Genomic DNA, 21,275 nt, shown 5'->3' with positions numbered 1-21,275 from the left:
CGATCTTAGCAGAAGGGTTTGTCGCGACCGTGTGCGCAAGTAGAGTCGAGCTTGCTCGACTGCCGGTGAATCTGCGCCGGCCAGCGGCCGGCGCTACCTCAGTTGTCCAGTTCCAGCACCATGCGCACCAGGCCATCGGCGCCATTGGGGTGCGGCACCGGCTTGAAGCCCAGCGAGGCGGCCAGCTGCTTCATCGGCTCGTTCTCGGCGGCCACGTCGCCATACAGGCGGTCCAGGTACTTGCCTCGGCCCCATTTCACCAGCTTGCGCATCAGCTGGCGGCCCAGGCCCTGGCCGATCAGAAAGCGGCTGATCAGGATCGCGTACTCGGCTTCACGGGTGCCGGGGATGATCGAGGCACGCGCGACCGCGCCCACCACCGCTTCACCGGCAGGCAGCGATTCAGCGGCTACCAGGGTGATTTCGGTCTTCGGGTTGGGGTGGGTCAGGCGCTGGGTGGTGTCCGGCGAAAGCTCGGTCACCGACTGCAGGAAACGGTCACGGATTTCTTCCGGCCCGAAGAGGCTGAAGGCGGCCTGCAGCGGCGCGCCGTCTTCCGGGCGGATGGGGCGGATCAGCAGCTCGTGGCCGCTGGGAGCCTTGAAGATCTCATGCCAGGGCGGCATGCGGTTGCGAGTGGCCATACCGGGTGATTCCTTGGTGGTCCATCGATTGTGGCATCACCGGGGCTGCATTCCGTGAACGAAAGGCTCACGGGCGTACAGCCTCGTGAAGGCGGCAGATCGTCGCCCGATCGACGCTTGCGCGTGGGCTATTCGGGCGCCTTAAGCCAATCCAGCCGGGTGGTGGCACCCGGCTCGCCCAGGTGCTGGCGCAGCGCCGGCAGGGCCGGGCCGACCACCCGGTCGAACTGCCAGGGGGCATTGAGCAGCAGCATGCCGCTGCCGTTGAGGCGCAGCGGGGAGTCGTCCGGACGCACCAGGAACTCGATGGTCATGGCCGATTTCACCGGCAGGGCAGCCCCCTTGCGCAGGAAATGCAGGATGGTGCGGCGCTGCTTGATCGGGAACCAGACCGCGCAGGTGGCCTGCGGCCAGCGCGCCAGGGTCTCGGCCAAGGCGGCCAGGATGGCCTGGTACTCGGCATCCTGTGCCTCGTACGGCGGGTCGATCAGGACCAGGCCACGGCCGATCTTGCTGCCGTTGACCTTCGGCGGCAGCTGCGAACGCAGCAGCGCGTAGCCATCGCCTTGGTGCACGCCCACGCGGTTGTCGTGGGCAAACAGCGCCTTCAACTGGGCCGCTTCGTCGTCCTGCAGCTCGCAGACCGCCATCCGGTCCTGCGCGCGCATGGCCTGGGCACTCAGCAGCGGCGAGCCCGGGTAGGTGATCATCGCGCCCACCGGGTTGTCGGCCTGCACGGCCTTCAGGTAGCGCTCGATGACCTCCGGCAGCTTGGGCTGGGCCATCAGGCGCATGATGCCGTCTTCGGCCTCCAGGGTCTTGCGGCCCTCTTCGCTGGCCAGCAGGTAACGGCCGGCACCGCCATGGGTGTCGAGCACGAAGAACGGGCTGTCCTTGCGCTTGAAGCTGTCGATCAGGGCCAGCTGCACGATGTGCTTGAGGACATCGGCATGGTTGCCGGCATGGAAGGCGTGGCGATAGTTCATGGGCGGCAGTGTACGGGGCGGCGGCCGCAGCGGCTATGCTGCGCGCCATGACAGCCCCCGTTGCCCAGGTCCTGGTAGTCGAGGACGAAGCCGCCATCGCCGAAACCGTGCTGTATGCCTTGCGCAGCGAAGGCTACGCAGCCAGCCACTGCCTGCTCGGCGGGCAGGCCCTGCAGCGCCTGCAGGAGGGCGATGTGGACGTGGTGGTGCTGGACGTGGGCCTGCCCGACCTCAGCGGCTTCGAGGTGTGCCGCCGGCTGCGCGCTCTACCGGGGCCGCAGGCGCAGGTGCCGGTGATCTTCCTGACCGCCCGCAACGATGAGCTGGACCGCGTGCTGGGCCTGGAACTGGGCGCCGACGATTACATGGCCAAGCCCTTCTCACCGCGCGAGCTGGTGGCCCGGGTACGCGCCCGGCTGCGTCGGGTTGCGCCGACCGCCCCGGCCGTGGCGGCGGTCGAGCCTGGCTGGCGCGAGCACGGTGCCTTCGCCATCGACCGCGAGGGCCGGCGCATCCGTTACCGAGGCCACGCCCTGGACCTGACCCGCTACGAATACGCCCTGCTGGAAGCGCTGCTGCAGCGCCCCGGCGCCATCCTCAGCCGCGCCCAGCTGATGGACCGCGGCTGGGACAGCAGCGCCGACAGTACCGACCGCACCGTCGATACCCACGTCAAGACGCTGCGCGCCAAGCTGCGTGCCGCCGGTGCCAGCGACGACCCGATCCGCACCCATCGTGGCCTGGGCTACGCGCTGGAGACCTGAGCCATGCGCCTGGTACTGAAGCTGTTCCTGGGCTTCTTCCTGATCACCGGCATCGCCGCCTTCTTCGTCATGCGCGTGTTCGTCAACGAGGTGAAGCCGGGCGTGCGCCAGGCGATGGAATCGACCCTGGTCGATGCGGCCAACGTGCTCGCCGAAATGGCCGCCGCCGACGTCAAGGCCGGCACGATCGGCAATGGCAGCTTCACCCGCAACCTGGCCAAGGCCCGCCAGCGCGATCTGAAGGCGATGGTCTGGCGCTTCCCAAAGCGTTCGCTCGATTACCGGGTAACCATCACCGATGCGCGCGGCATCGTCATCTACGATTCGCTGGGCCGCGACGTCGGCCGCGACAATTCGCGCTGGAACGATGTCTACCGCACGCTGCGCGGCGAGTACGGCGCGCGCTCCAGCCCGGAAGTGCCCGGCAGCGAGGGCGACACGGTGATGCACGTGGCCGCGCCGGTCTATGATCCCGCCGATGGCCACACCCTCATCGGCGTGCTGAGCCTGGCCCAGCCCAACCGCAGCATCGATCCGTTCATTGCCGCCAGCCAGCGCGCCATCATGGAGCGAGGGGCGTGGCTGATCGGCCTGTCCGCGCTGGTCGGCGTGCTGGTGACGATGTGGCTGACCACTGGCCTCGGCCAGCTCAGCCGCTATGCACGCGCGGTCACCGCCGGCGAGCCGGTGCCGCCGCCGCGACGCCGCCGCGATGAGATCGGCGATCTCGGTCAGGCCTTGGAAACCATGCGCCGCAAGCTGGAAGGCAAGGCCTACGTCGAGCAGTACGTGCAGTCGCTGACCCATGAGATGAAGAGCCCGCTGGCCGCCATCCGCGGTGCCGCCGAGCTGCTGCAGGAACCGATGCCCGATGCCGACCGCGCGCATTTCGCGCGCAGCATCGTCGACCAGCAGGAGCGGTTGACCGAGACCATCGACAAGCTGCTGGCGCTGGCCGAAGTGGAACAGCATGGCTGGCTGCAGACCCGCGACCCGATCGCGCCGGCCACGCTGCTGGACGATGCCGCGGCCGCCGCGCAGGTGCGTGCACAGGCAGCCGGTGTAGTGGTGCGGATCGGTGCGGTGCCCGACCTGCGCGTGCACGGCGATGCCTATCTGCTGCGGCAGGCGCTGCAGAACCTGATCGACAATGCGGTGGCGTTCTCGGCGCCCGGCGGCGAGGTCGAGCTGGAGGCGGTGGCCGATGGCCAAGGCGTGTGCCTGCAGGTGGCCGACCGTGGCGCGGGCGTGCCCGAGTACGCGCGTGACCGGGTGTTCGAGCGCTTCTATTCGCTGGCGCGGCCCGGCAGTGGCCGGCGCAGCTCCGGCCTTGGCCTGCCGTTCGTGCAGGAAGTGGCGCGCCTGCACGATGGCCGCGCCAGCCTCGAGCCGCGGCCCGGCGGCGGCACGGTCGCAAGCCTGTGGCTGCCGCTGGGTGCACTGGCGCAGCGCGCCCGTCGCTGACTTCACATTCGCTTCAAATTCGCCACAAACCCTGCTCACCGCCGCCGTCCATCCTGCAGTCCTCTCCAACGAGGACGGACGATGAAATCCCTGAAGATGCTGTTGCGGTTCGCCATCGTCGGCGGACTGATCCTGCTGCTGCTGATCCCGCTGACGATGATCCGCGGCGTCATCAACGAACGCAGCGCGTACCGCGACGAGGCCTTCGCGCGGGTGGCCGACAGCCGCGCGGGTGCGCAGCGCCTGGTCGGCCCGGTGCGGGTGGTACCGTGGGTGGAACGCCGGCAGGTCGAGGTGGTCGACGCCAAGGGCAACAAGAAGACCGAGGAGCAGGTGACCGAAGGCCACTGGCTGCAGATGCCGGCCTCGCTGGAGGTGGGCGGCGAGATGCTGCCGAGCCAGCGCGAGATCGGTCTGTTCAAGGTGCCTGTCTACAGCTGGAACGGCCAGTTGAAGGCGACCTTCGCGGCCGACGATTACCCGGTGAAGCCCGGCCGCAGCTATGGCCAGCCGTACGTGGTGCTAGGCGTGTCCGATGCGCGTGGCCTGGTCGGCACGCCGGACCTGCGCGTGGATGGCAAACAGGTGCGGCTGCTGCCGGGTGTCGGCGCGGCCAGCGAGGTCGGCCGTGGCCTGCATGCGCCGGTGGCCGGTTTCGCCGAGAGCCACGGCGGCACCTTGGCCGGCAGCAGCATCGAACTGGACCTGCGTCTGGACGGCAGCCGCGCGCTGTCGGTGGTGCCGGTGGGTGATGACACCCGGATCGCCCTGCGCTCGAACTGGCCGCACCCGTCCTTCAGCGGTGCGTTCCTGCCCAACGAACGCCGGGTCGATGCGCAGGGCTTCAACGCGCAGTGGGCGGTCTCCTCGCTGGCCTCGGATGCACAGGCGCAGCTGCGCCGTGACGGTGCGATGGATTCGCAGGCGGTGACCGTGTCGCTGGTCGATCCGGTCGACACCTATACCCAGGCCGACCGCGCTTCGAAGTACGGCATCCTGTTCGTGGTGCTGACCTTCGTCGGCTTCATCCTGTTCGAACTGATCAAGTCGCTGCGCATCCACCCGCTGCAGTACCTGATGGTCGGCCTGGCGCTGGCGATCTTCTTCCTGCTGCTGATCAGCCTGTCCGAGCACATCACCTTCTGGAAGGCCTACCTGGTCTCGGCCGTGGCCTGCATCGGCCTGCAGGCGGTGTACCTCGCCCATGTGCTGGGCCACTGGAAGCGCGGCCTCGGCTTCGCCGCGCTGCTGACCCTGCTGTACGGCGCGCTGTATGGCCTGCTGGTCTCGGAAAACAACGCGCTGCTGATGGGGTCGCTGCTGCTGTTCGTGATCCTGGCGCTGGCGATGTGGGTGACCCGGCGGGTCGACTGGTACGCGCTGGGCGCGGAACTGAAGTAAGGAGCACGCCATGGGCTGGCGCCAGGGATTGTGGCAACGGGCACGGCAGGGCGTTCCGACGCTGCTGGAAGTGGATGCACTGCTGCAGGCACATGGCGTGCTGGCGGCCCTGCCGGGGGCACGGATCGCCCCCGGCCTGGTCCGCTTCCAGCTGGCCGCGGTGACCTGTGAGGGATTGCAGCGCAAGGGGCTGGACTGGCTGGTCGGCGCGCGGCAGGGACGCGGCGCGCTGGCCGGGCGGGTGCCGCGCTACCGGCCATGGAAGGCGGGCGCGGCGGCGCTGTCGGAGATCGGCATCGACGGCCTGCCGCCGGATTGGCCCGCGCATGCCGCGGTGTACGGCTGCAGCAGCGTCGACCAGCGCCACTGGCTGTTGCTGCTGCCGGAGCGCGCGCAGCTGTGGTTGGGGTGGCGGGGGTGAGCGCGGTGCGGTCCATGACCGATGGGACGTGGGCGCCGCGCTGGTGCTGGCTAGACTCGATGGGTTGACGATCGAGCCGAAGGGCAGGGGTGTGGCGTGTTGAAATGGAACGGGCTGAAGTGGGGCGCGCTGAAGTGGGGCGTGCTGGCCGCATCGCTGGCGATGGGTGGCAATGCGATGGCGCAGCAGCGCGAACCTGTGGACCTGGACATGGTCAGCCGCATCCGCCAGGAGGCCTTCCACCGTTCGCAGGTGATGGACACCTTCAGCTACCTCACTGAACGCATCGGCCCGCGCCTGACCAATTCGCCGGCAATGGGCCGCGCCAATGCCTGGACCCGCGGCAAGTTCAGCGAATGGAAGCTGGACAACGTGCACGACGAAGCCTTTGATGATTTCGGCCGTGGCTGGGAATTCACCTCGGCCAGCGTGGAAATGCTGGGCGACCGCGTGCAGCCGCTGCACGCCCTGCCCAAGGCGTGGACGCCCGGCACCCGTGGCCCGGTCGAGGGCGAGCTGGTTCACGTGGAGATCAAGAAGCCCGAGGACATCGAGCAGTACCGCGGCAAGCTGCGCGGCAAGATCCTGCTGCTGGGCGAGGCGCGCGAGTACAAGCGCGGCACCGAGCCGGATTCGCACCGGCACGATGCCACCTCGCTGGAAGGCCTGCAGGAATTCACCCTGCCCAAGGATGTGGCCGCCGAGCGGGCCAAGCGGGTGAAGGAATACAAGGAACGCCAGGAGCTGGCCGCCAAGGTCAACGCCTTCTTCGCCGAAGAGGGCGCGCTGGCCTCGATCAGCATCAGCAGCTGGGACAACGGCATCATCCGCGTCGCCGGCGGCGGTTCGCGCAAGGCCGGCGAATCGGTGGGCATTCCGGAACTGGCGATGATCGCCGAGCACTTCAACCCGCTGGTGCGCGCGCTGGACGCCAAGCAGCCGGTACGCCTGCGCGTGGACGTGGCTGCGCGCTTCACCGACGAGGCCGACCAGCCCGGCTACAACACGCTGGCCGAGATCCGCGGCAGCAGCAAGCCCGACGAAGTGGTGATGATCGGCGCCCATCTGGATTCCTGGCACAGCGGCACCGGCGCGGCTGACAACGCCGCCGGCGTGGCGGTGATGATGGAGGCGATGCGCATCCTCAAGGCCACCGGCGCCAAGCCGAAGCGGACCATCCGCGTGGCGTTGTGGAGCGGCGAGGAACAGGGCCTGATTGGCTCGCAGGCGTATGTGGCCAAGCACTTCGGCCGTTTCACCGAACCCACCGACCCGGCCCAGAAGACGCTGCCGGCGTCGCTGCGCGACCCGACCGGTGCCCTGCAGAAGACCCGCGATTACGGCAGGTTCCAGGTCTACTTCAACATGGACAACGGCTCCGGCCGCTTCCGGGGCATCTACGCCCAGGAAAACCTGGCGGCGATGCCGATCTTCGAAGCCTGGCTGGCCCCGTTCCATGACGTGGGCGCCACCACCGTGGCCACCCGCAACACCGGCAGCACCGACCACATCAGCTTCGACCGGATCGGCCTGCCGGGCTTCCAGTTCATCCAGGACCGCCTGGACTACTTCACCAACGTCCACCACAGCCACCTGGACACCTGGGACCACGCCGAACCGGATGACCTGAAGCAGGCCGCCGCCATCGTCGCCTCGTTCGCCTACAACGCCGCGATGCGCGAGCAGTCGTTCCCGCGCAAGGCTGAACCGCAGCCATGAGGCACCGCCGACGGAGGGGAGCACCTCGCTCCTCTCCGTCGCCGCAGGCCTGATCAGTCCGGTATCGAGACGATCTGGTTGATGGCAGGATCGATGGCGAACACCGCGCGGAGCGAGGTCGTGCCGTTGCGGGTCTTCACCTGATCGGACACGATTGCCGCCTGGAAGTAGGTCGTGCCGTCGTGCTGCATCAGCGGTCGGATATCCAATGGGTCTCTGACCGGATCTGACAGCTCTGCCAGGCACAGTTGCTGGCCGCAGCTGAAGTCCAGCACTGTGCGTTCGTGGCCGTCCTCCGACAGGCCACTCTTGAGGTGGCTGGAAAACAGAGCGGTCGACTCGGACAGTTCCCTGTCTGTCGAAGCTGCAGCGTGCATGGCGTTGATCATGGCAGAGAAGGCGTCGGCGTCTGCTAGCAGCTCGTCAATTCGGCTCTCATCCAAGGCAGTGTCGTAAATCAGATTCGCCTCATTGGGCGCGTCATCCCGATGAAGATTCTGCAGGAGAGGCTTTGGACCCGAATGAGAGACTGTGCCGGCGAGTTCCCGCTCGGCGGCGTCTGGCGCGGTTCCTGAGGCACGGCTGGAGTTCTGCGCGGAAGGACTGTGCGGAGGGCCACTTATCGAAAAATGCCATGCCAGCGCGCCGACCGTCACCCCAGTCGTGAGTAGCCACAGAGCGGTCTTTCTTGCATTCATTTGAAGTGCTCAGGTCACTGGCCCGGTTTCTACGAGTGCTTCGCCCGGGGCGGAGGTTTTGGTTACCCAGCCGCCTTTGCTGTCCCAGACCGAGAAGCCTTCCCCCGGTCGTGTGGATACCACGCACGAGTTCTGGCAGGTGTAATAGTGGCTGTTGATTTTGACGGTAGTTGAGGCCCTGGACTCAGATAGGCCGAAAAGACTGACAATGACCAGGCCAGCAACCCCGTATGCGGTCTTCATCGGCCAAGATCTCTGGAGGCCTTGCCGCAGGAGGCTGCCCTTGTTTGCTGTGGCGATCGCGCACGGTTGCGGCAATGCGGCATCTGATGAAAAGGATGGATGGCTCATGTAGAAACGTCCCTGCTTCGTTGAGGTATGTTCAGGTTACATTCGGGTAGGACGACGAGATATAGGACGATTTGTAATTTTAGCGGTATGCAATCCGGTAAAATCTGGAGGATTCCCGTTCCCCGAGCCCTCCATGATCTGCCGCACCCGCTTCGCCCCCAGCCCCACCGGTTACCTGCACATCGGCGGTGCCCGCACCGCGCTGTACTGCTGGCTGGAGGCCCGCCACCGCGGCGGCGAATTCGTGCTGCGCATCGAGGACACCGACCGTGAACGCAGCACCCAGGGCGCGATCGACGCGATCCTGGAGGCGATGGACTGGCTGGGCCTGGACTACGACGTCGGCCCGATCTACCAGACCGACCGCGTCGCCCGTTACCTGGAAGTGGCCGAGCAGCTGGTGGCCGACGGCAAGGCGTACTACGCCTACGAGACCCGCGAAGAGCTCGACGCGATGCGCGAGGCCGCCATGGCCAGGCAGGAAAAGCCGCGCTACAACGGCGCCGCGCGTGAGCTGGGCCTGCCGCGCAAGGACGACCCGAACCGCGTCATCCGCTTCAAGAACCCGCTCGACGGCACCGTGGTGTTCGACGACCTGATCAAGGGCCGCATCGAGATCGCCAACAGCGAGCTGGATGACATGGTCATCTTCCGCCCGGACGGCTACCCCACCTACAACTTCGCGGTGGTGGTGGACGACTGGGACATGGGCATCAGCGAGGTCATCCGCGGCGACGACCACATCAACAACACCCCGCGCCAGATCAACCTGTACGAGGGCATCGGCGCCCCGGTGCCGAAGTTCGGCCACATGCCGATGATCCTGGACGAGCAGGGCGCCAAGCTGTCCAAGCGCACCGGCGCGGCCGACGTGATGCAGTACAAGGACGCCGGCTACCTGCCCGACGCCCTGCTGAGCTACCTGGCCCGCCTGGGCTGGTCGCACGGTGACCAGGAGCTGTTCAGCCGCCAGGAACTGATCGACCTGTTCGACGTGACCCACTGCAATTCCAAGGCCTCGCGCCTGGACATGGCCAAGCTGGGCTGGGTCAACCAGCACTTCCTGAAGACCGAGGAGCCGGCCAGCATCGTGCCGCACCTGGTCTACCAGCTGGAAAAGCTGGGCCTGGACGTGGCCGCCGGCCCGGCGCCGGTGGACGTGGTGATCGCCCTGCGCGAGCGCGTGCAGACCCTGAAGGAAATGGCCGAGAAGGCCGTGGTCTGGTACCAGCCGCTGACCGAGTACGACGACGCGGCCGTGGCCAAACACTTCAAGGCCGGCGCCGAGCTGCCGCTGGGCAAGGCCCGCGAACTGCTGGCGGCCCTGCCGGAATGGACCGCCGAAGCCGTGGGTGTGGCCCTGCACGACGCTGCCGCTGCCCTGGAAATGGGCATGGGCAAGGTCGCCCAGCCGTTGCGCGTGGCCATCACCGGCACCCAAGTCAGTCCTGACATTTCCCATACCGTGTACCTGGCCGGCCGCGAGCAGGCCTTGAAACGCATCGATGTGGCCATCACCAAGGTAGCAACGGCCTGAGCCCTGCCGCCCAGACCTGAACCGGAGAACGCGCATGCCCGCCAAACCAGCTTCTGCCTGTACCGCCCCGCACCACCACGTCCACGACGCATCGGATTTCGTGGCGGTGGTCGAGCGCGTCTCGCGTGAGCGCGGGCTGCGCCTGACCCCGATCCGCGCCAACGTGCTCAAGCTGATCGCCGAGGCCGGCAAGCCGGTCAAGGCCTATGAACTGCTGGAGTGGGTGCGCAACGGCAAGGGCGTGGGCGCGGATGCCCCGCCCACCGTCTACCGCGCGCTCGACTTCCTGATGGCGAACGGCTTCGTGCACAAGCTGGAATCGGTGAATGCCTTCGTGGCCTGCCACCACCCCAGCAGCGCGGCGCATTCGGTGCCGTTCCTGATCTGCAACAGTTGCCACAGCGCGGTGGAGCTGGAAGACCGCGAGATCGTCACCCAGCTGGAAAAGCGCGCCAAGGAGCTGGGTTTCCAGCCGCAGGCGCAGACCCTGGAAGTGCACGGCCTCTGCGCGCGCTGCGCCGGCTGACAGATCGGGATCCTGGGGTCAGATCCGTTTTGCCAAGGCGATAGGGAACTGACCCCGAATGACGACCGGCCCGACCTCACAGACGCTGGCGCAGCCGCTTCAACGCCACCTTGCGCGCAGCACCATTTCTTCCTCTTCCAGCGCCTGCTGCGAGCGGGGTAGTGATCGTTCCTGACCAGAAGCAGTCGAGCATGGCTCGACTCTACAAAAACAAAGCGGAGCCGCAGGCCCCGCTTTTGATTCTATTCCTTTGATTCACGTGGCTGATGCGCACGGAGAATGTCCGGGGCCGGCCCTGCGCAGCCCACCCACCCGGCCCATCCAGCAATCCCACCGCAACGATCAGCCACGAGGGGCTCCGCCGTTCGCCGCCTACGGCGAAGCCGCGCGGTTGGGCAGCAAGAGCAGTCGACCAACGGTCGACTCTACCGCGCAGGCGCAGGCTCCGCCGCCGTATCCACCCGCGCGATCACCGACATCCCCGGCCGCAGCCGCGCCGCCAGCTCCTGCCCCGGATCAATCGAAATCCGGATCGGCAGCCGCTGCACCACCTTGGTGAAGTTGCCGCTCGCATTGTCCGGGCGCAGCACGCTGAACTCCGAACCGGTGGCCGGCGCGATCTGCTCCACGTGGCCGTGCAGGCGCTGGCCCTTGAACGCATCCACCGAGAACGTCACCGGCTGGCCGATGCGCATCTGCCAGGTCTGGCCTTCCTTGTAGTTGGCCACCACCCACAGCGCCTCCGGCACGAGGAACAGCAGCTGCGAACCGGCTGCCACGTATTGGCCCACGCGCACGCTGGCCTCGCTGATCTGCCCGTCGCGCGGTGCGTGGATGACCGTGTTGGCCAGATCGATGCGCGCCAGTTCCAGCTGCGCTTGTGCGCTTTCCACCTGCGCCTCGAGTCCCTTGCGCGCCACCTGGGTCGACACCAGTGTTTCCTCGGCGATACGGATCTGCGCCTGCGACTGCTGCACGCTGGCTTGCGCCGATGCCTGCGCGGTGCGGAACTTGTCGCGGTCGTTGACCGAGACCAGTTGCTGCGCGGCCAGTTCTTCGTAGCGCTTGGCTTCGTTGCGCGAGCGCTGCAGCTCGGCCTGGCCGGCCGACAGCGTGGCGCGTGTCGAAGCAATCTGTGCGCGGTTCTGTGCCTGCGACTGGTCCGAGTTGGCCAATGCCGCGCGCGCGCTGTCCAGCGCCGCTTCGGCCTGCGCCACCTTCTGCGCGTAGATGCGGTCGTCGATGCGCAGCAGCGGCTCGCCTTTCTTGACGTGCTGGAAGTCCTTCACCAACACCTCGGTGACATAGCCGGCAACCTGCGGCGCCATCACCGTGATCTGCCCGCGCACGTACGCGTTGTCGGTGACCATTACGCTGCTGGTGAACGGCCACAGGTTCCAGGCACGCAGGATCAGGGCGATGCCCAGCAGCGCCACCACCACCATCACCACCACGCTGCGCGAGGTGGGCTTGAGGTATTTCGGCGCCGCTGCCGGCGCGGCGGGCGTGGGTGCAGGCGCGGCGTCGGTCGGCGGCGCTGGGCTGACGTTGTCGGGGGCGTCGCTGTCGGGGCGAGGTGGTAGCGGGGACATGGCGGCGGGCTCAGTGGGGCGGGGCGGCGGTGGCCGCAAGGGGAGGGGACGGGTGGCGCTTGTGCCATTGCTTGAGCACGGCGGTACGCAGCGACAGCAGCAGCAACCAGCACAGGAAGCCGATGGCCAGCCAGCCGCTCAGGGTGAACACATCATTGAAGGCGCGCACATTGGCCTCGCGGCGGGCCGTGATCGCCAGCTGCGCGGTTCCTTGTGCGCTGCGCAGCACCGGGTCGGTGATCTGCGCGGCGTAGATCTGCTGCTGGATGCGCAGGCGCTGCGCGACCACGGGGTCGGCCGGGTCCAGCTGGCTGGTGATGGCGCTGGAATACAGCTGCTCGCGATGCAGCTGGAAGGTGCCCAGCACCGCCGAACCGGCCAGGCCACCCAGGGTCTGGGTGATCGACAGGGTGACCAGGAAGGTGATCATGTGGTCTACGCCCTGTTTCAGCGCGGCGGAAATGCCGAGCATGATCAGCGGGCCCATGAACATGCCGGCACCGACCGAGGCCAGGAACTGGCTGATGTAGAAGTCGTGCGGCCGGTCCAGGCTGGTGCGGCTCTGGTCGAAGAAGGCGGCGGTGCCCAGCAGCAGGATGGCCATCAGCAGCTGTGCGATCAGCCGCTTCGGCCCGAAGGTGAGCGAGGCACCGGCGATGCCGACGATCACCCCGGCCAGGATCACCACGAACAGCGGGCGCATCTGGTCCGGGCCCATGCCCAGCGTGCGCATCAGGTTGACCACGCCGTAGGACTGTTCGGTGGTGAGGAAGCGCAGCAGGAACGCGCCGACGATGAAGTGCAGCACCGGCAGCGTCGACAGCCAGCGGATCTGCAGCAGCGGGTTGCGCCGGTAGTGCTCGATGACCAGTGCCGTGGTGGCCAGCGCGATCGAAGCGACCAGCGCCCAGCCCAGCCACGGCGTGTTCAACCACCAGCGTGTGTAGCCCTGCGCCAGTACCACCACCAGCAGCGCCACGGCCGGTGCGAGCAGAGTGAAGGTGAGGAAGTCCAGCGGTTCGAACGCCTTGATCTGCATGCCCGGCGGCAGCTTCAGCACCACCACCGCGGCGAACGCGCACAGCGCGAGGCCGGCCTCGAACGAGTACAGCTGGTGCCACTGGCCGGTATCGACCAGCGCCGGCGAGACGATCCAGGCGAGGGGCACCGCCAGTTGCGACAGGCCGACACCAATCACCAGCAGGTTGCCGGTGAAGCGGCGCGGCAGCGCCTGCAGCATGTACAACGTGCCGAGCGTCGAACATGCGGCGCCGGCAAAGCCGCTTGCCGCGCGGGTCAGCATCGTGGTCTCGAAGCTGCCGACGAACAGGTGCAGCACCGCCAGCGCCGCATACAGGCCCAGACCGATCTCGGCGAACAGGCGGATGCCGTACTGCTGGCGGAACTTGAAGGCCAGCAGGTTGGCGGTGACGTTGACCATGGCATAGGCCGCCACCAGCCAGCTGCCCTGGGTGGGCGTCAGTGCGAGCTGGCCCTGCAGGAAGGGCAGGTTGGCGGTGACCAGCGCATTGCCCAGGCCGCCGGTGATGGCCACCAGCAGCGAGACCAGCGCGTAGGCCGCGCGACGGTACGGGGGGTGCCAGGGCATCGAGGCCGAACCGGGCATGGTCGGCTTCTCGTGCTCCTCCCAGTCCGGAACCGGCTTGAGATACGGCTGGACCATCAGCGCCCCTGGTTGGCTGCTCCCTGGAGGCCGCCGCGCAGCAGCTGCAGGGCGCGCCCGGCGAGGTGGGCACGCTCTTCGCGGGTCTTGCCGCGCAGGGCTGCGCCCAGCATGCCCGAGATCAGTGAAATATCCGTCTTTTCCAGGTCCGACCGGCACAGGCCGGCGGCTTTGGCGCGGGCGATGGGCGCTTCCAGCAGGTCGCGCACGGTCTCGCGCGCGATGCGCATGGCGGGCACGTCCGAATCCACCGCGCGCCAGTAGTCGGCCAGCGCCGGCGAATCGATGATGCGCTGGGCCATGCCTTCAAAGACCTCGAACAGGGCGTCGTCGCGGTCGCCCAGCTGTTCCACCTGGCGGCGGATGCGGTCGACGGTCCGCTGCAGCAGCGCCTGGATCAGCGCGGTGCGGTCGGGGAAGTTGCGGTACAGGGTGGCGCGGCCCACCTGGGCGCGTTCGACCACCAGGTCCAGGGGCGCGGTGACGCCGTGTTGGCCGAACACATGGTCGGCGGCATCAAGGATGAGGGCACGGCGGGCAGCAGCATCGGCACGTTGGGTGGTCATGGCTTCATTATCGGACACGCGTGTCCGGTTGGCGAGACAGTGAGTGACGGGAATGTCCATTTGTTGCTGTACGCACATCTTTGTAAATGCGGCGTGAAGAAGATGCCCGTGGGAGCGCGCCCACAAAAAACGGGGGCCATGAGGCCCCCGGGAGAGAACGGCGATGAACGTCGCCAGGAAATGGTTGGCTGGGGTCGGATCCCTTTCCGCAGGAAAGGGCTCTGACCCCGCAGGCCTCAGTAGCTCCACGCCATGCGTGGATGACCGATCAGAAGTACGCGCGGATGCCGAAGGCGACACCGCGGCCCGGCAGCGGCGAATAGTCACGCAGCAGCGAGGTGTGCGGACGCACTTCGCGGTTGGTCAGGTTGCTGCCATCCAGGAATACCTCGTAGCTGTTGCTGTCGCTGCGGTCCCAGCGGTAGGCGAAGTGCGCATCGACCAGGGTGTAGCCGTCGCTCGGCGCCTCGTTCTGGGCCACGTCCTTCTGCCGGCTGTAGCGCACCGCGCCCACCGAGGCACGCCAGCCGTCCTTCGCCCAGCGCAGGTCGGCGCCGACGCGGGCCGGGGCGATGCGCGGCAGGTAACCGGTGTTGACCAGGTCCACGCTGTAGTTGTGGTTGTGGTCACCGTGCGGCACGGCGATGTCCAGCGTGCGGCTGCCGCTGCCATCCAGCTTGGCCTGCACGTAGTCACCGAACACGCGCAGGTCCCAGTCGCCGGCGTTGCCTTCGAACAGGTGCACCAGCGCCTCGGCCTCGGCACCCTTGAACACCGCATCCTGCTGCGTCCAGGTACGCACCGGCAGGCCTTCGGTGATGCCGGTGTCGGCCAGGTAGATGAAGTCCTTGAACTTGGTCTGGTAGATCGCGGCGGAGAAGTCCAGGCGGTCGCTGTGGGTGTGGATGCCCAGCTCGACGCGCTGGCCGCGCTCGGTCTTCAGGTCGGCATCGCCGATTTCCAGCGAACGGGTGGCGATGTGCGCGCCGGCCGCGTACAGCTCTTCATTGGTCGGTGCACGCTCGGAGCTGTCCACGCCGATGCGCAGGTCGACGGCATCGTTGAGCTTCCAGATGCCGGCGGCGGACAGGTTGGTGGCGTCGAACTTGCGGCGACGGTAGTCACCGGTCGGGTCCAGCTTCACTTGGTCGTGGCGGCCACCCAGTTCCAGCTTGAACGGGCCGAACTGCTTTTCCTGCAGCACGAACAGGCCTGCGTTCTTCGTGTTGGTGTCCGGTACGAACGCTTCTTCGCCGATGGCGCCGAAATCGCTGTTGCCGAACTGCACGCCGAACGCGCCGTCCCAGCCGCCGATCTGCTGCTGCACGGCTTCCAGGCGGGTTTCGATGCCACGGTTGGTGAAGCGGGTGGACGGCGTGCCGGCTTCCAGCTCCACGTGTTCGTAGTCGGTGTAGGCCACGCGCGCGTTGACGTTCTTCAGGAACGAGACCGGGTTGTAGATGCCGGCCTTGGTCTCGAAGCGGTTCTGCACCATGTCGATGCGGACGTCATGCTCGTCGCCTTCCTCCTCCTCCTCGCCATGGTCGTGGTCATGGTCGTGGTCATCGCCATCGGCATGCACGTGGGCGCCGTTGGGGATGCCGTAGTTGGTGCGGTAGGTGCTGGCCGACACGCCGAAGTATCCGCCTTCGCCCAGCCAGGTGGCACCGATGCCACCGGCGCGGGTACGGATGGAGCTGTTGTCCAGGCGGCCGCGGCGCGGCTCTTCGCCTTCCTCGCCTGCGTGGTCGTGGTCGTGGTCTTCGTGGTGGTCTTCCAGGCTGTCGATCACCGCGTAGCCGGGGATGCGGTAGTCATCGCCGTTGCGCACCAGACCGTCGACGTGCAGCACGACGTTGCCGCTGACGCCGTCGAGGCGGAACATGCCGCTGCGCTCGTCGTTGACCGAGTTGCCACGCACTTCGGCGCGGCCGCTGAGCGGACGGTCCGGCAGTTCGCGGGCGATGCGGCCATCGACCACGTTCACCGCGCCGCCGATGGCGCCGCTGCCGAACAGCAGGGTGGCCGGGCCCTTCAGCACTTCGATCTGGTCCGCCAGGAACGGCTCGATGCTGGTGGCGTGGTCGGCGCTGACGGTGGAGGCATCCATGTTGCCCATGCCGTTGGACAGCACGGCCACGCGCGGGCCTTCCTGGCCGCGGATGATCGGGCGGCCGACGCCGGGGCCGAAGAAAGTGCTCTGCACGCCGGGCAGCTTGGCCACGGTGTCACCCAGGGTACCGGCCTTCTGCTCGTCCAGGCGCTCGCCGGCCAGCACGTCCACCGGGCGGGCCAGCGACTCGGCATCGCCCTGCAGCGGCGAGGCGGTGACCTGCACCGACGACAGCTCGGTCAGGTGGCGGTCACGATGGGTGTCCTGGTCGGCAGCGGCAAAAGCGGCCGATGGCAGCAGGGCGGCAAGGGCCAGAGCCAGGGAATGCGGCTTGAAACGTGGGGCGTGAGAGGGCATCCGGTGCTTCCTTTGTTACATTGTATCAATCGGGTGGCGCACGTATCCCGTCGTGGGACAGGGGGAGGGAAACCGTGCGGGTCGGGGACGGATGTTATATTATTCCATAACGATTCGCCGACCCTGCTGGAAGTCATGTCCCTGTCCTCCTCCTTCCGCCGCCTGCTCGACCGCTTCGGCGCCACCGGTTCGATGCTGTGCGCCGTGCACTGCGCGGTGATCCCTGTGCTGCTGGCGATCGCCCCTTCGCTGGGCCTTTCGTTCTGGCTGAGCGACGGCGTGGAAATGACCCTGGTGGTCTTCGTGACCCTGCTTGGCCTGTTCAGCCTGGTCATGGGCTACCGCCGCCATGGCGCCCTGCGCGCACTGGGTTTCCTGCTGCCGGGCCTGGTCGCCCTGTGGGCGGGCGTGCTGGTCGACGCGTTGCACCACAATGCCGTGCCGCATGCGATGGTGATGACGCTCGGCGGCCTGCTGGTGGGCGTGGCCCACCTGGTCAACCTGCGCCTGAACCACGTCCACGTCCACGACGCCAGCTGCGCGCACTAGGCGCGTCGTGTTAGGCTTTGTGATCGTGCGCGGGGGCGTCCAGCAAGACGGCCCCGCCGAACCCGTGTCAGCACGGGGTAACCAGATTTCACACTTTAGGAGTTGAAGACATGGGTAAGGGTGACCGCAAGACCGCCAAGGGCAAGCGCTACAACGCCAGCTACGGCAATGCCCGTTCGCACACCGCGAGCAAGGTCGCTGTAGGCGCCGGTGCCCCGGTTGCCAAGAAGACCGTGGCCAAGGCTCCGGCCAAGAAGGCCGTGGCGAAGAAGGCTGCTGCCAAGGCCTGATCGGGCCGGGTTATTGGTCCAAAGAAAAACGCGGCGCCTGGCGCCGCGTTTTTTTGTGCCCGGCGGCCGTTGGAATCAACGCAGTGTTTTCTGCAGCGTCTCGGCGTTGCCATCGTTCGGCGCGGCCGGCACCTGCAGCAGCTGCGCCAGCAGCGGATAGACGTCGACGTTGTCGAAGCCATCGATCACCAGCCCCTGGCGGAACGACGGACCGCGTGCGACGAACACGGCGCGCATCGAGGGCAGGGCATTGTCATAGCCGTGCGAGCCACGATCCTGGTGGGTGCGCGTGCTGATCCGCTCGGCGCGCAGCGCGTCCCAGCCCTCATCCATCTGGCAGACGATGGGTGGCACGCGCGGGTGCGAACCGTAGTGCCAGCGTGCCGGCAGCGATTCCTTCTTCCAGCATTCGTAGTGGGCGTGGCGACCGAGCAGGGCGCGCTCGGCCTGTGCCTCGCGGCCGGCGACCGGCGCGAAACCGACCGACTGGCCCTGGCTGACGTTGCGCGCAATGGACGGATCGGCCATCGATTCGGTGGACACCACATGGCCCTCGGCCACGCTGGCCATGCCGTGGTCGGAGACCACGATGACGTTGGTGGTGGCCGCCAGGCCCTCGGCTTCCAGGCCATCCAGCACCTGGCCGACGATCTCATCCGCCTGCACGATCGCATCGCGGTACTCGGTCGAATCGGGGCCATGGTTGTGGCCGGCCTTGTCGACGTTTTCCATGTACAGCGTGGTCAACCGCGGTGCATCGGCATCGGTCTGCGCCAGCCATTCCAGCACCGTGCGCGCGCGCTGCTGCAGCGGTTCCTTGCTGTTGTAGACCTGCCACTGGCTGGGGCGGGTCCCGTCGATCTCGGCTTCGCTGCCCGGCCAGGACGTGGTCGCGGTGCGCACGCCGACCTTCTCGGCACCGACCCAGATCGGCTCGCCGCCCCACCAGCCGCTGTTGGTCACCGCGTCGCGGTCGCCCAGGCTGAAACGGCCCAGCTGTGCATCGTCCATGCTGTTGTTGACGATGCCATGGTGGTCCGGCCGCAGGCCAGTGACGATGGTGTAGTGGTTGGGGAAGGTCAGCGACGGATAGGACGGCGTCATCCAGCGCGCACGCACGCCGCCATCGATGATGCGCTGCAGGTTCGGGGTGAGCCCCCGGTCCAGCGCATCGGCACGCAGGCCATCGATCGAGATCAGCAGCAATTTCGGCGGCGGCGCGTCGGCGCGCGCAACCGGCGCGGACGGAGAAGGCGTGGTCGTGCAGGCCGCCAAGGGCAGCAGCAACGCCAGCGAGCAGGTCAGGCGTACGGAAGTCATCCGGCAATCATAAGCGGCAGCAATGACGTACCCAAGACACGGCGCGCAGAAGCGCGCCGTGTCCGCGCATTTTTCCGCGTCCGGACACAGCGTGTCGACCAAGGTCGAGACCTACCAACGGCCGCGCGTCGCAACAGCCGCGTGAACCCGCCATCCCACAGAATGCCGCTCCGGCTTTTGAAGTTGTCGTTGCATTGAGCGGGTGCAAGGCGCAGCCCTGCCGGAACACCCAGATCCCTCAGGCAAACAGCGGTGCCTGCCGCTGCTCCAGCCGCAGCAGCGCCGCCTTCGTCTCCAACCCACCCCCAAACCCGGTCAACGCACCATTGCTGCCAATCACCCGATGGCACGGCAGGATGATCGGCAACGGATTGCGCCCATTCGCCGCGCCCACCGCACGCGTCGCCGTCGGCTGGCCCAGGTGCTGCGCCAGCTGCAGGTAACTCCAGGTCTGCCCGAACGGAATCAGCGCCAACGCATGCCACACCCGCAGCTGGAACGGCGTGCCCTGCGGTGCCAGCACCAGATCGAACGTGCTGCGCTCACCGTGCAGGAACTGCAGCAGCTGCTCGCGCGCCTCCGGCAGCGCATCCGGTGAATACAGCCAGTCGCCGCGGCCACGCGCTGGGTGGCGGTTTTCCGGGAACAGCACGTGGGCCAGGCCACGTTCGTCACCGGCGATGGTCAGCTCGCCGATCGGGCTGTCGAAACGATCGAACAACAGGGTCATGTCGGTTCTCCAACAAACGTGCCGGACAGGTGCCACAGGTGCAGCACCGCATAGGCGCGCCAAGGACGCCACGGTTGCGAACGCGCCTCGGCGGCGCGTTCGCTCAGGCGTTGGCCCTGCGCATGGCCGAGCACCTGCTGCAGCACCAGGTCACCGGCGGGGAAGGCATCGGGTTGGCCCAGGCCACGCAGGGCGATGTACTGCGCCGTCCACGGCCCGATACCAGGCAGGGCCACGCAGCGGGCGACGAAATCCTCCAGCGCCTGGCCGGGGCCGAAATCCAGTTCACCACTGGCACAGGCCGCCGCCAGCGCCCGCACGGTGGCCGCACGCGTGCGCGGCAGGCCGATCGATTCCAGCGGTGCCTCGGCCAGCACCTCCGGTGCCGGAAACTGGCGGTCGAACTCGGCCGGCATGCCGGGCAGGTGCGCGCCCCATGCATCGACCAGGCGACGCGCGAAGGTGGTGGCCGCCGCGACGGTCACCTGCTGGCCCAGCACCGCGCGCACGGCCACTTCAAAACCATCCCAGCCACCGGGGACGCGCAGGCCAGGCCGCTCGGCGATGCCGCGTGCCAGCAGCGGTTCCTCGGCCAGGGCAGCGTGCACCTGCTGAAGGTCGGCATCGAGGTCGAACACCCGGCGCACGCGGCGCACGATGTCCGGAATCAACCGCGGATCGACCGCGCCCAGCTGCAGGCGCAGTTCCGGTCGCTTGGGGTCGGCGGTGACGCGCAGCAGGGTGGGGCGGTCCGGCGTGCCGAGCACGCGCTGGTAACTGTCCTCGCCGATCAGTTCGATGCCCGGCAGGCTGCGCTTGCGCAGGAAGTCGAGCATGCGCGGGAAGTCCAGCGGCGGGCGATAGCCCAGGCGCAGCACCAGGCCGCCATCGTCGGCTGCCGCGGGGGTGTGCTGGCGGCGCAACGCGGTCGGCGCCATGCCGCAGCCCTGCAGGAAGGCAGTGTTGAAGCGGCGCAGGCTGTTGTAGCCGGCGGCCAGGGCAACGTCGGTGACCGGCAGGGTGGTTTCGGTCAGCAGCTGCTTGGCCAGCAGCAGGCGATGGGTGGCGTGGATCTGCCCGGGCGTGGCGCCCAGGTGCTCGACGAACAGGCGCTGCAGCTGGCGTGCGCTCACGGCCAGTTTCGCGCCGAGTTCGGCCACGGCCTGGTCCTGCAGGAAGCCGGCATGGATGAGCGCGAGGGCGCGCTGCACGGTTTGCCCGGCCAATGCCTGCTGTGCCTGCGGGGCGAGTTCTGGGCGGCAGCGCAGGCACGGTCGATAGCCGGCGGCAGCGGCTGCGGCGGCGGTCGGGTAGTAGCTGATGTTGCGCGGCTTCGGCGGCGGTGCTGGGCAGACCGGGCGGCAATAGATGCCGGTGCTGCGCACGGCGGTGAAGAACACGCCGTCGAAGCGCGCGTCGCGGGCCAGACGGGCGCGGTCGCAGGCGGCGTGGTCGAGGGTGGGGGCGGTGTCCATGGCGCCAGTCTAGGGCGGGGCGGGGGGAGATACTCGCCGGATTCGGACATGGATGTTGTCGGGGTTTTCGGCAGGGCTTGCAGCCCTG

Annotated in this window: 19 protein-coding genes; 9 read left to right on the top strand and 10 right to left on the bottom strand. The window is 67.7% G+C overall.

Annotated elements, in window-relative coordinates; genetic code table 11:
* Positions 1-98 precede the first annotated feature (98 nt).
* Positions 99-644 (bottom strand): GNAT family N-acetyltransferase, encoded by a 546-nt coding sequence (locus tag DCO49_RS11570; RefSeq protein WP_079221197.1) that lies wholly within the window; start codon positions 642-644, stop codon positions 99-101.
* A 128-nt stretch (positions 645-772) separates the two neighbouring features.
* Positions 773-1,630, bottom strand: coding sequence for a 23S rRNA (adenine(2030)-N(6))-methyltransferase RlmJ (gene rlmJ / locus DCO49_RS11565; RefSeq protein ID WP_116864165.1), 858 nt, complete (start codon positions 1,628-1,630; stop codon positions 773-775).
* 35 nt (positions 1,631-1,665) lie between these two features.
* On the opposite strand from rlmJ, the gene creB reads away from it, so the two are divergent.
* The 5 genes from creB to DCO49_RS11540 all read left to right on the top strand — a co-directional run bounded on the left by creB (position 1,666) and on the right by DCO49_RS11540 (position 7,399).
* Positions 1,666-2,394 carry a two-component system response regulator CreB gene (gene creB, locus DCO49_RS11560; protein ID WP_116864164.1) on the top strand — a complete coding sequence of 243 codons (729 nt, stop codon included), beginning with the start codon at positions 1,666-1,668 and terminating at the stop codon, positions 2,392-2,394.
* A gap of 3 nt (positions 2,395-2,397) precedes the next feature.
* Positions 2,398-3,858: a two-component system sensor histidine kinase CreC gene (gene creC / locus DCO49_RS11555; RefSeq protein ID WP_116864163.1), complete on the top strand. Its 1,461-nt coding sequence runs from the start codon at positions 2,398-2,400 to the stop codon at positions 3,856-3,858.
* Between the two features lie 81 nt (positions 3,859-3,939).
* Positions 3,940-5,259: a cell envelope integrity protein CreD gene (creD, locus tag DCO49_RS11550; protein ID WP_116864162.1), complete on the top strand. Its 1,320-nt coding sequence runs from the start codon at positions 3,940-3,942 to the stop codon at positions 5,257-5,259.
* Positions 5,260-5,269: 10 nt separating this feature from the next.
* Positions 5,270-5,680 (top strand): hypothetical protein, encoded by a 411-nt coding sequence (locus tag DCO49_RS11545; RefSeq protein ID WP_116864161.1) that lies wholly within the window; start codon positions 5,270-5,272, stop codon positions 5,678-5,680.
* Between the two features lie 162 nt (positions 5,681-5,842).
* Positions 5,843-7,399 (top strand): M20/M25/M40 family metallo-hydrolase, encoded by a 1,557-nt coding sequence (locus DCO49_RS11540; RefSeq protein ID WP_116864169.1) that lies wholly within the window; start codon positions 5,843-5,845, stop codon positions 7,397-7,399.
* A 53-nt stretch (positions 7,400-7,452) separates the two neighbouring features.
* Here DCO49_RS11540 and DCO49_RS20180 read toward each other — a convergent pair whose 3' ends face one another.
* On the bottom strand, positions 7,453-8,097 hold the full coding sequence (locus DCO49_RS20180) for a hypothetical protein (RefSeq protein ID WP_133249424.1): 645 nt from the start codon (positions 8,095-8,097) through the stop codon (positions 7,453-7,455).
* A 484-nt stretch (positions 8,098-8,581) separates the two neighbouring features.
* On the opposite strand from DCO49_RS20180, the gene gltX reads away from it, so the two are divergent.
* Positions 8,582-9,985, top strand: coding sequence for a glutamate--tRNA ligase (gltX, locus tag DCO49_RS11530; protein WP_116864159.1), 1,404 nt, complete (start codon positions 8,582-8,584; stop codon positions 9,983-9,985).
* 34 nt (positions 9,986-10,019) lie between these two features.
* A complete protein-coding gene (locus tag DCO49_RS11525) occupies positions 10,020-10,511 on the top strand; it encodes a Fur family transcriptional regulator (RefSeq protein WP_079221204.1) in 492 nt (163 codons plus the stop codon).
* Between the two features lie 425 nt (positions 10,512-10,936).
* Here the strand turns inward: DCO49_RS11525 and DCO49_RS11520 are convergent, their stop codons facing one another.
* From DCO49_RS11520 to DCO49_RS11505, 4 genes are all read right to left on the bottom strand, one after another.
* On the bottom strand, positions 10,937-12,103 hold the full coding sequence (locus DCO49_RS11520) for an HlyD family secretion protein (protein ID WP_116864158.1): 1,167 nt from the start codon (positions 12,101-12,103) through the stop codon (positions 10,937-10,939).
* Positions 12,104-12,113: 10 nt separating this feature from the next.
* The gene (locus tag DCO49_RS11515) at positions 12,114-13,787 is read right to left on the bottom strand and encodes an MFS transporter (RefSeq protein WP_116864157.1); all 1,674 of its coding nucleotides are present in this window, start codon (positions 13,785-13,787) and stop codon (positions 12,114-12,116) included.
* Positions 13,787-14,353 carry a TetR/AcrR family transcriptional regulator gene (locus DCO49_RS11510; RefSeq protein WP_116864156.1) on the bottom strand — a complete coding sequence of 189 codons (567 nt, stop codon included), beginning with the start codon at positions 14,351-14,353 and terminating at the stop codon, positions 13,787-13,789. The genes DCO49_RS11515 and DCO49_RS11510 overlap by 1 nt, the downstream gene beginning before the upstream one ends.
* A 268-nt stretch (positions 14,354-14,621) precedes the next feature.
* Positions 14,622-16,823 (bottom strand): TonB-dependent receptor, encoded by a 2,202-nt coding sequence (locus tag DCO49_RS11505; protein ID WP_116864155.1) that lies wholly within the window; start codon positions 16,821-16,823, stop codon positions 14,622-14,624.
* A gap of 135 nt (positions 16,824-16,958) precedes the next feature.
* Between DCO49_RS11505 and DCO49_RS11500 the strand changes: the two genes are divergently transcribed.
* Positions 16,959-17,372 carry a MerC domain-containing protein gene (locus DCO49_RS11500; protein WP_116864154.1) on the top strand — a complete coding sequence of 138 codons (414 nt, stop codon included), beginning with the start codon at positions 16,959-16,961 and terminating at the stop codon, positions 17,370-17,372.
* A 110-nt stretch (positions 17,373-17,482) separates the two neighbouring features.
* Positions 17,483-17,662, top strand: a complete 180-nt coding sequence (locus DCO49_RS11495; protein WP_079221211.1) for a 30S ribosomal protein THX — start codon at positions 17,483-17,485, stop codon at positions 17,660-17,662.
* A 75-nt stretch (positions 17,663-17,737) separates the two neighbouring features.
* On the opposite strand, the gene DCO49_RS11490 is transcribed toward DCO49_RS11495, so the two are convergent.
* From DCO49_RS11490 to DCO49_RS11480, 3 genes are all read right to left on the bottom strand, one after another.
* Entirely contained in the window at positions 17,738-18,982 is a 1,245-nt protein-coding gene (locus DCO49_RS11490; RefSeq protein ID WP_116864153.1) for an ectonucleotide pyrophosphatase/phosphodiesterase, read from the bottom strand.
* Positions 18,983-19,220: 238 nt separating this feature from the next.
* Positions 19,221-19,712: a methylated-DNA--[protein]-cysteine S-methyltransferase gene (locus tag DCO49_RS11485; protein ID WP_116864152.1), complete on the bottom strand. Its 492-nt coding sequence runs from the start codon at positions 19,710-19,712 to the stop codon at positions 19,221-19,223.
* Positions 19,709-21,187, bottom strand: coding sequence for a DNA-3-methyladenine glycosylase 2 (locus DCO49_RS11480; protein ID WP_116864151.1), 1,479 nt, complete (start codon positions 21,185-21,187; stop codon positions 19,709-19,711). The genes DCO49_RS11485 and DCO49_RS11480 overlap by 4 nt, the downstream gene beginning before the upstream one ends.
* Between the last annotated feature and the right edge of the window lie 88 nt (positions 21,188-21,275).

Origin of the sequence: Stenotrophomonas sp. SPM (assembly GCF_003105135.1) — a bacterium.
In the GTDB taxonomy this organism is placed as follows: Bacteria; Pseudomonadota; Gammaproteobacteria; order Xanthomonadales; family Xanthomonadaceae; genus Stenotrophomonas.
The sequence above is the reverse complement of the archived record's forward strand: the minus strand, read 5'-3'. Positions and strand labels throughout refer to the sequence as shown.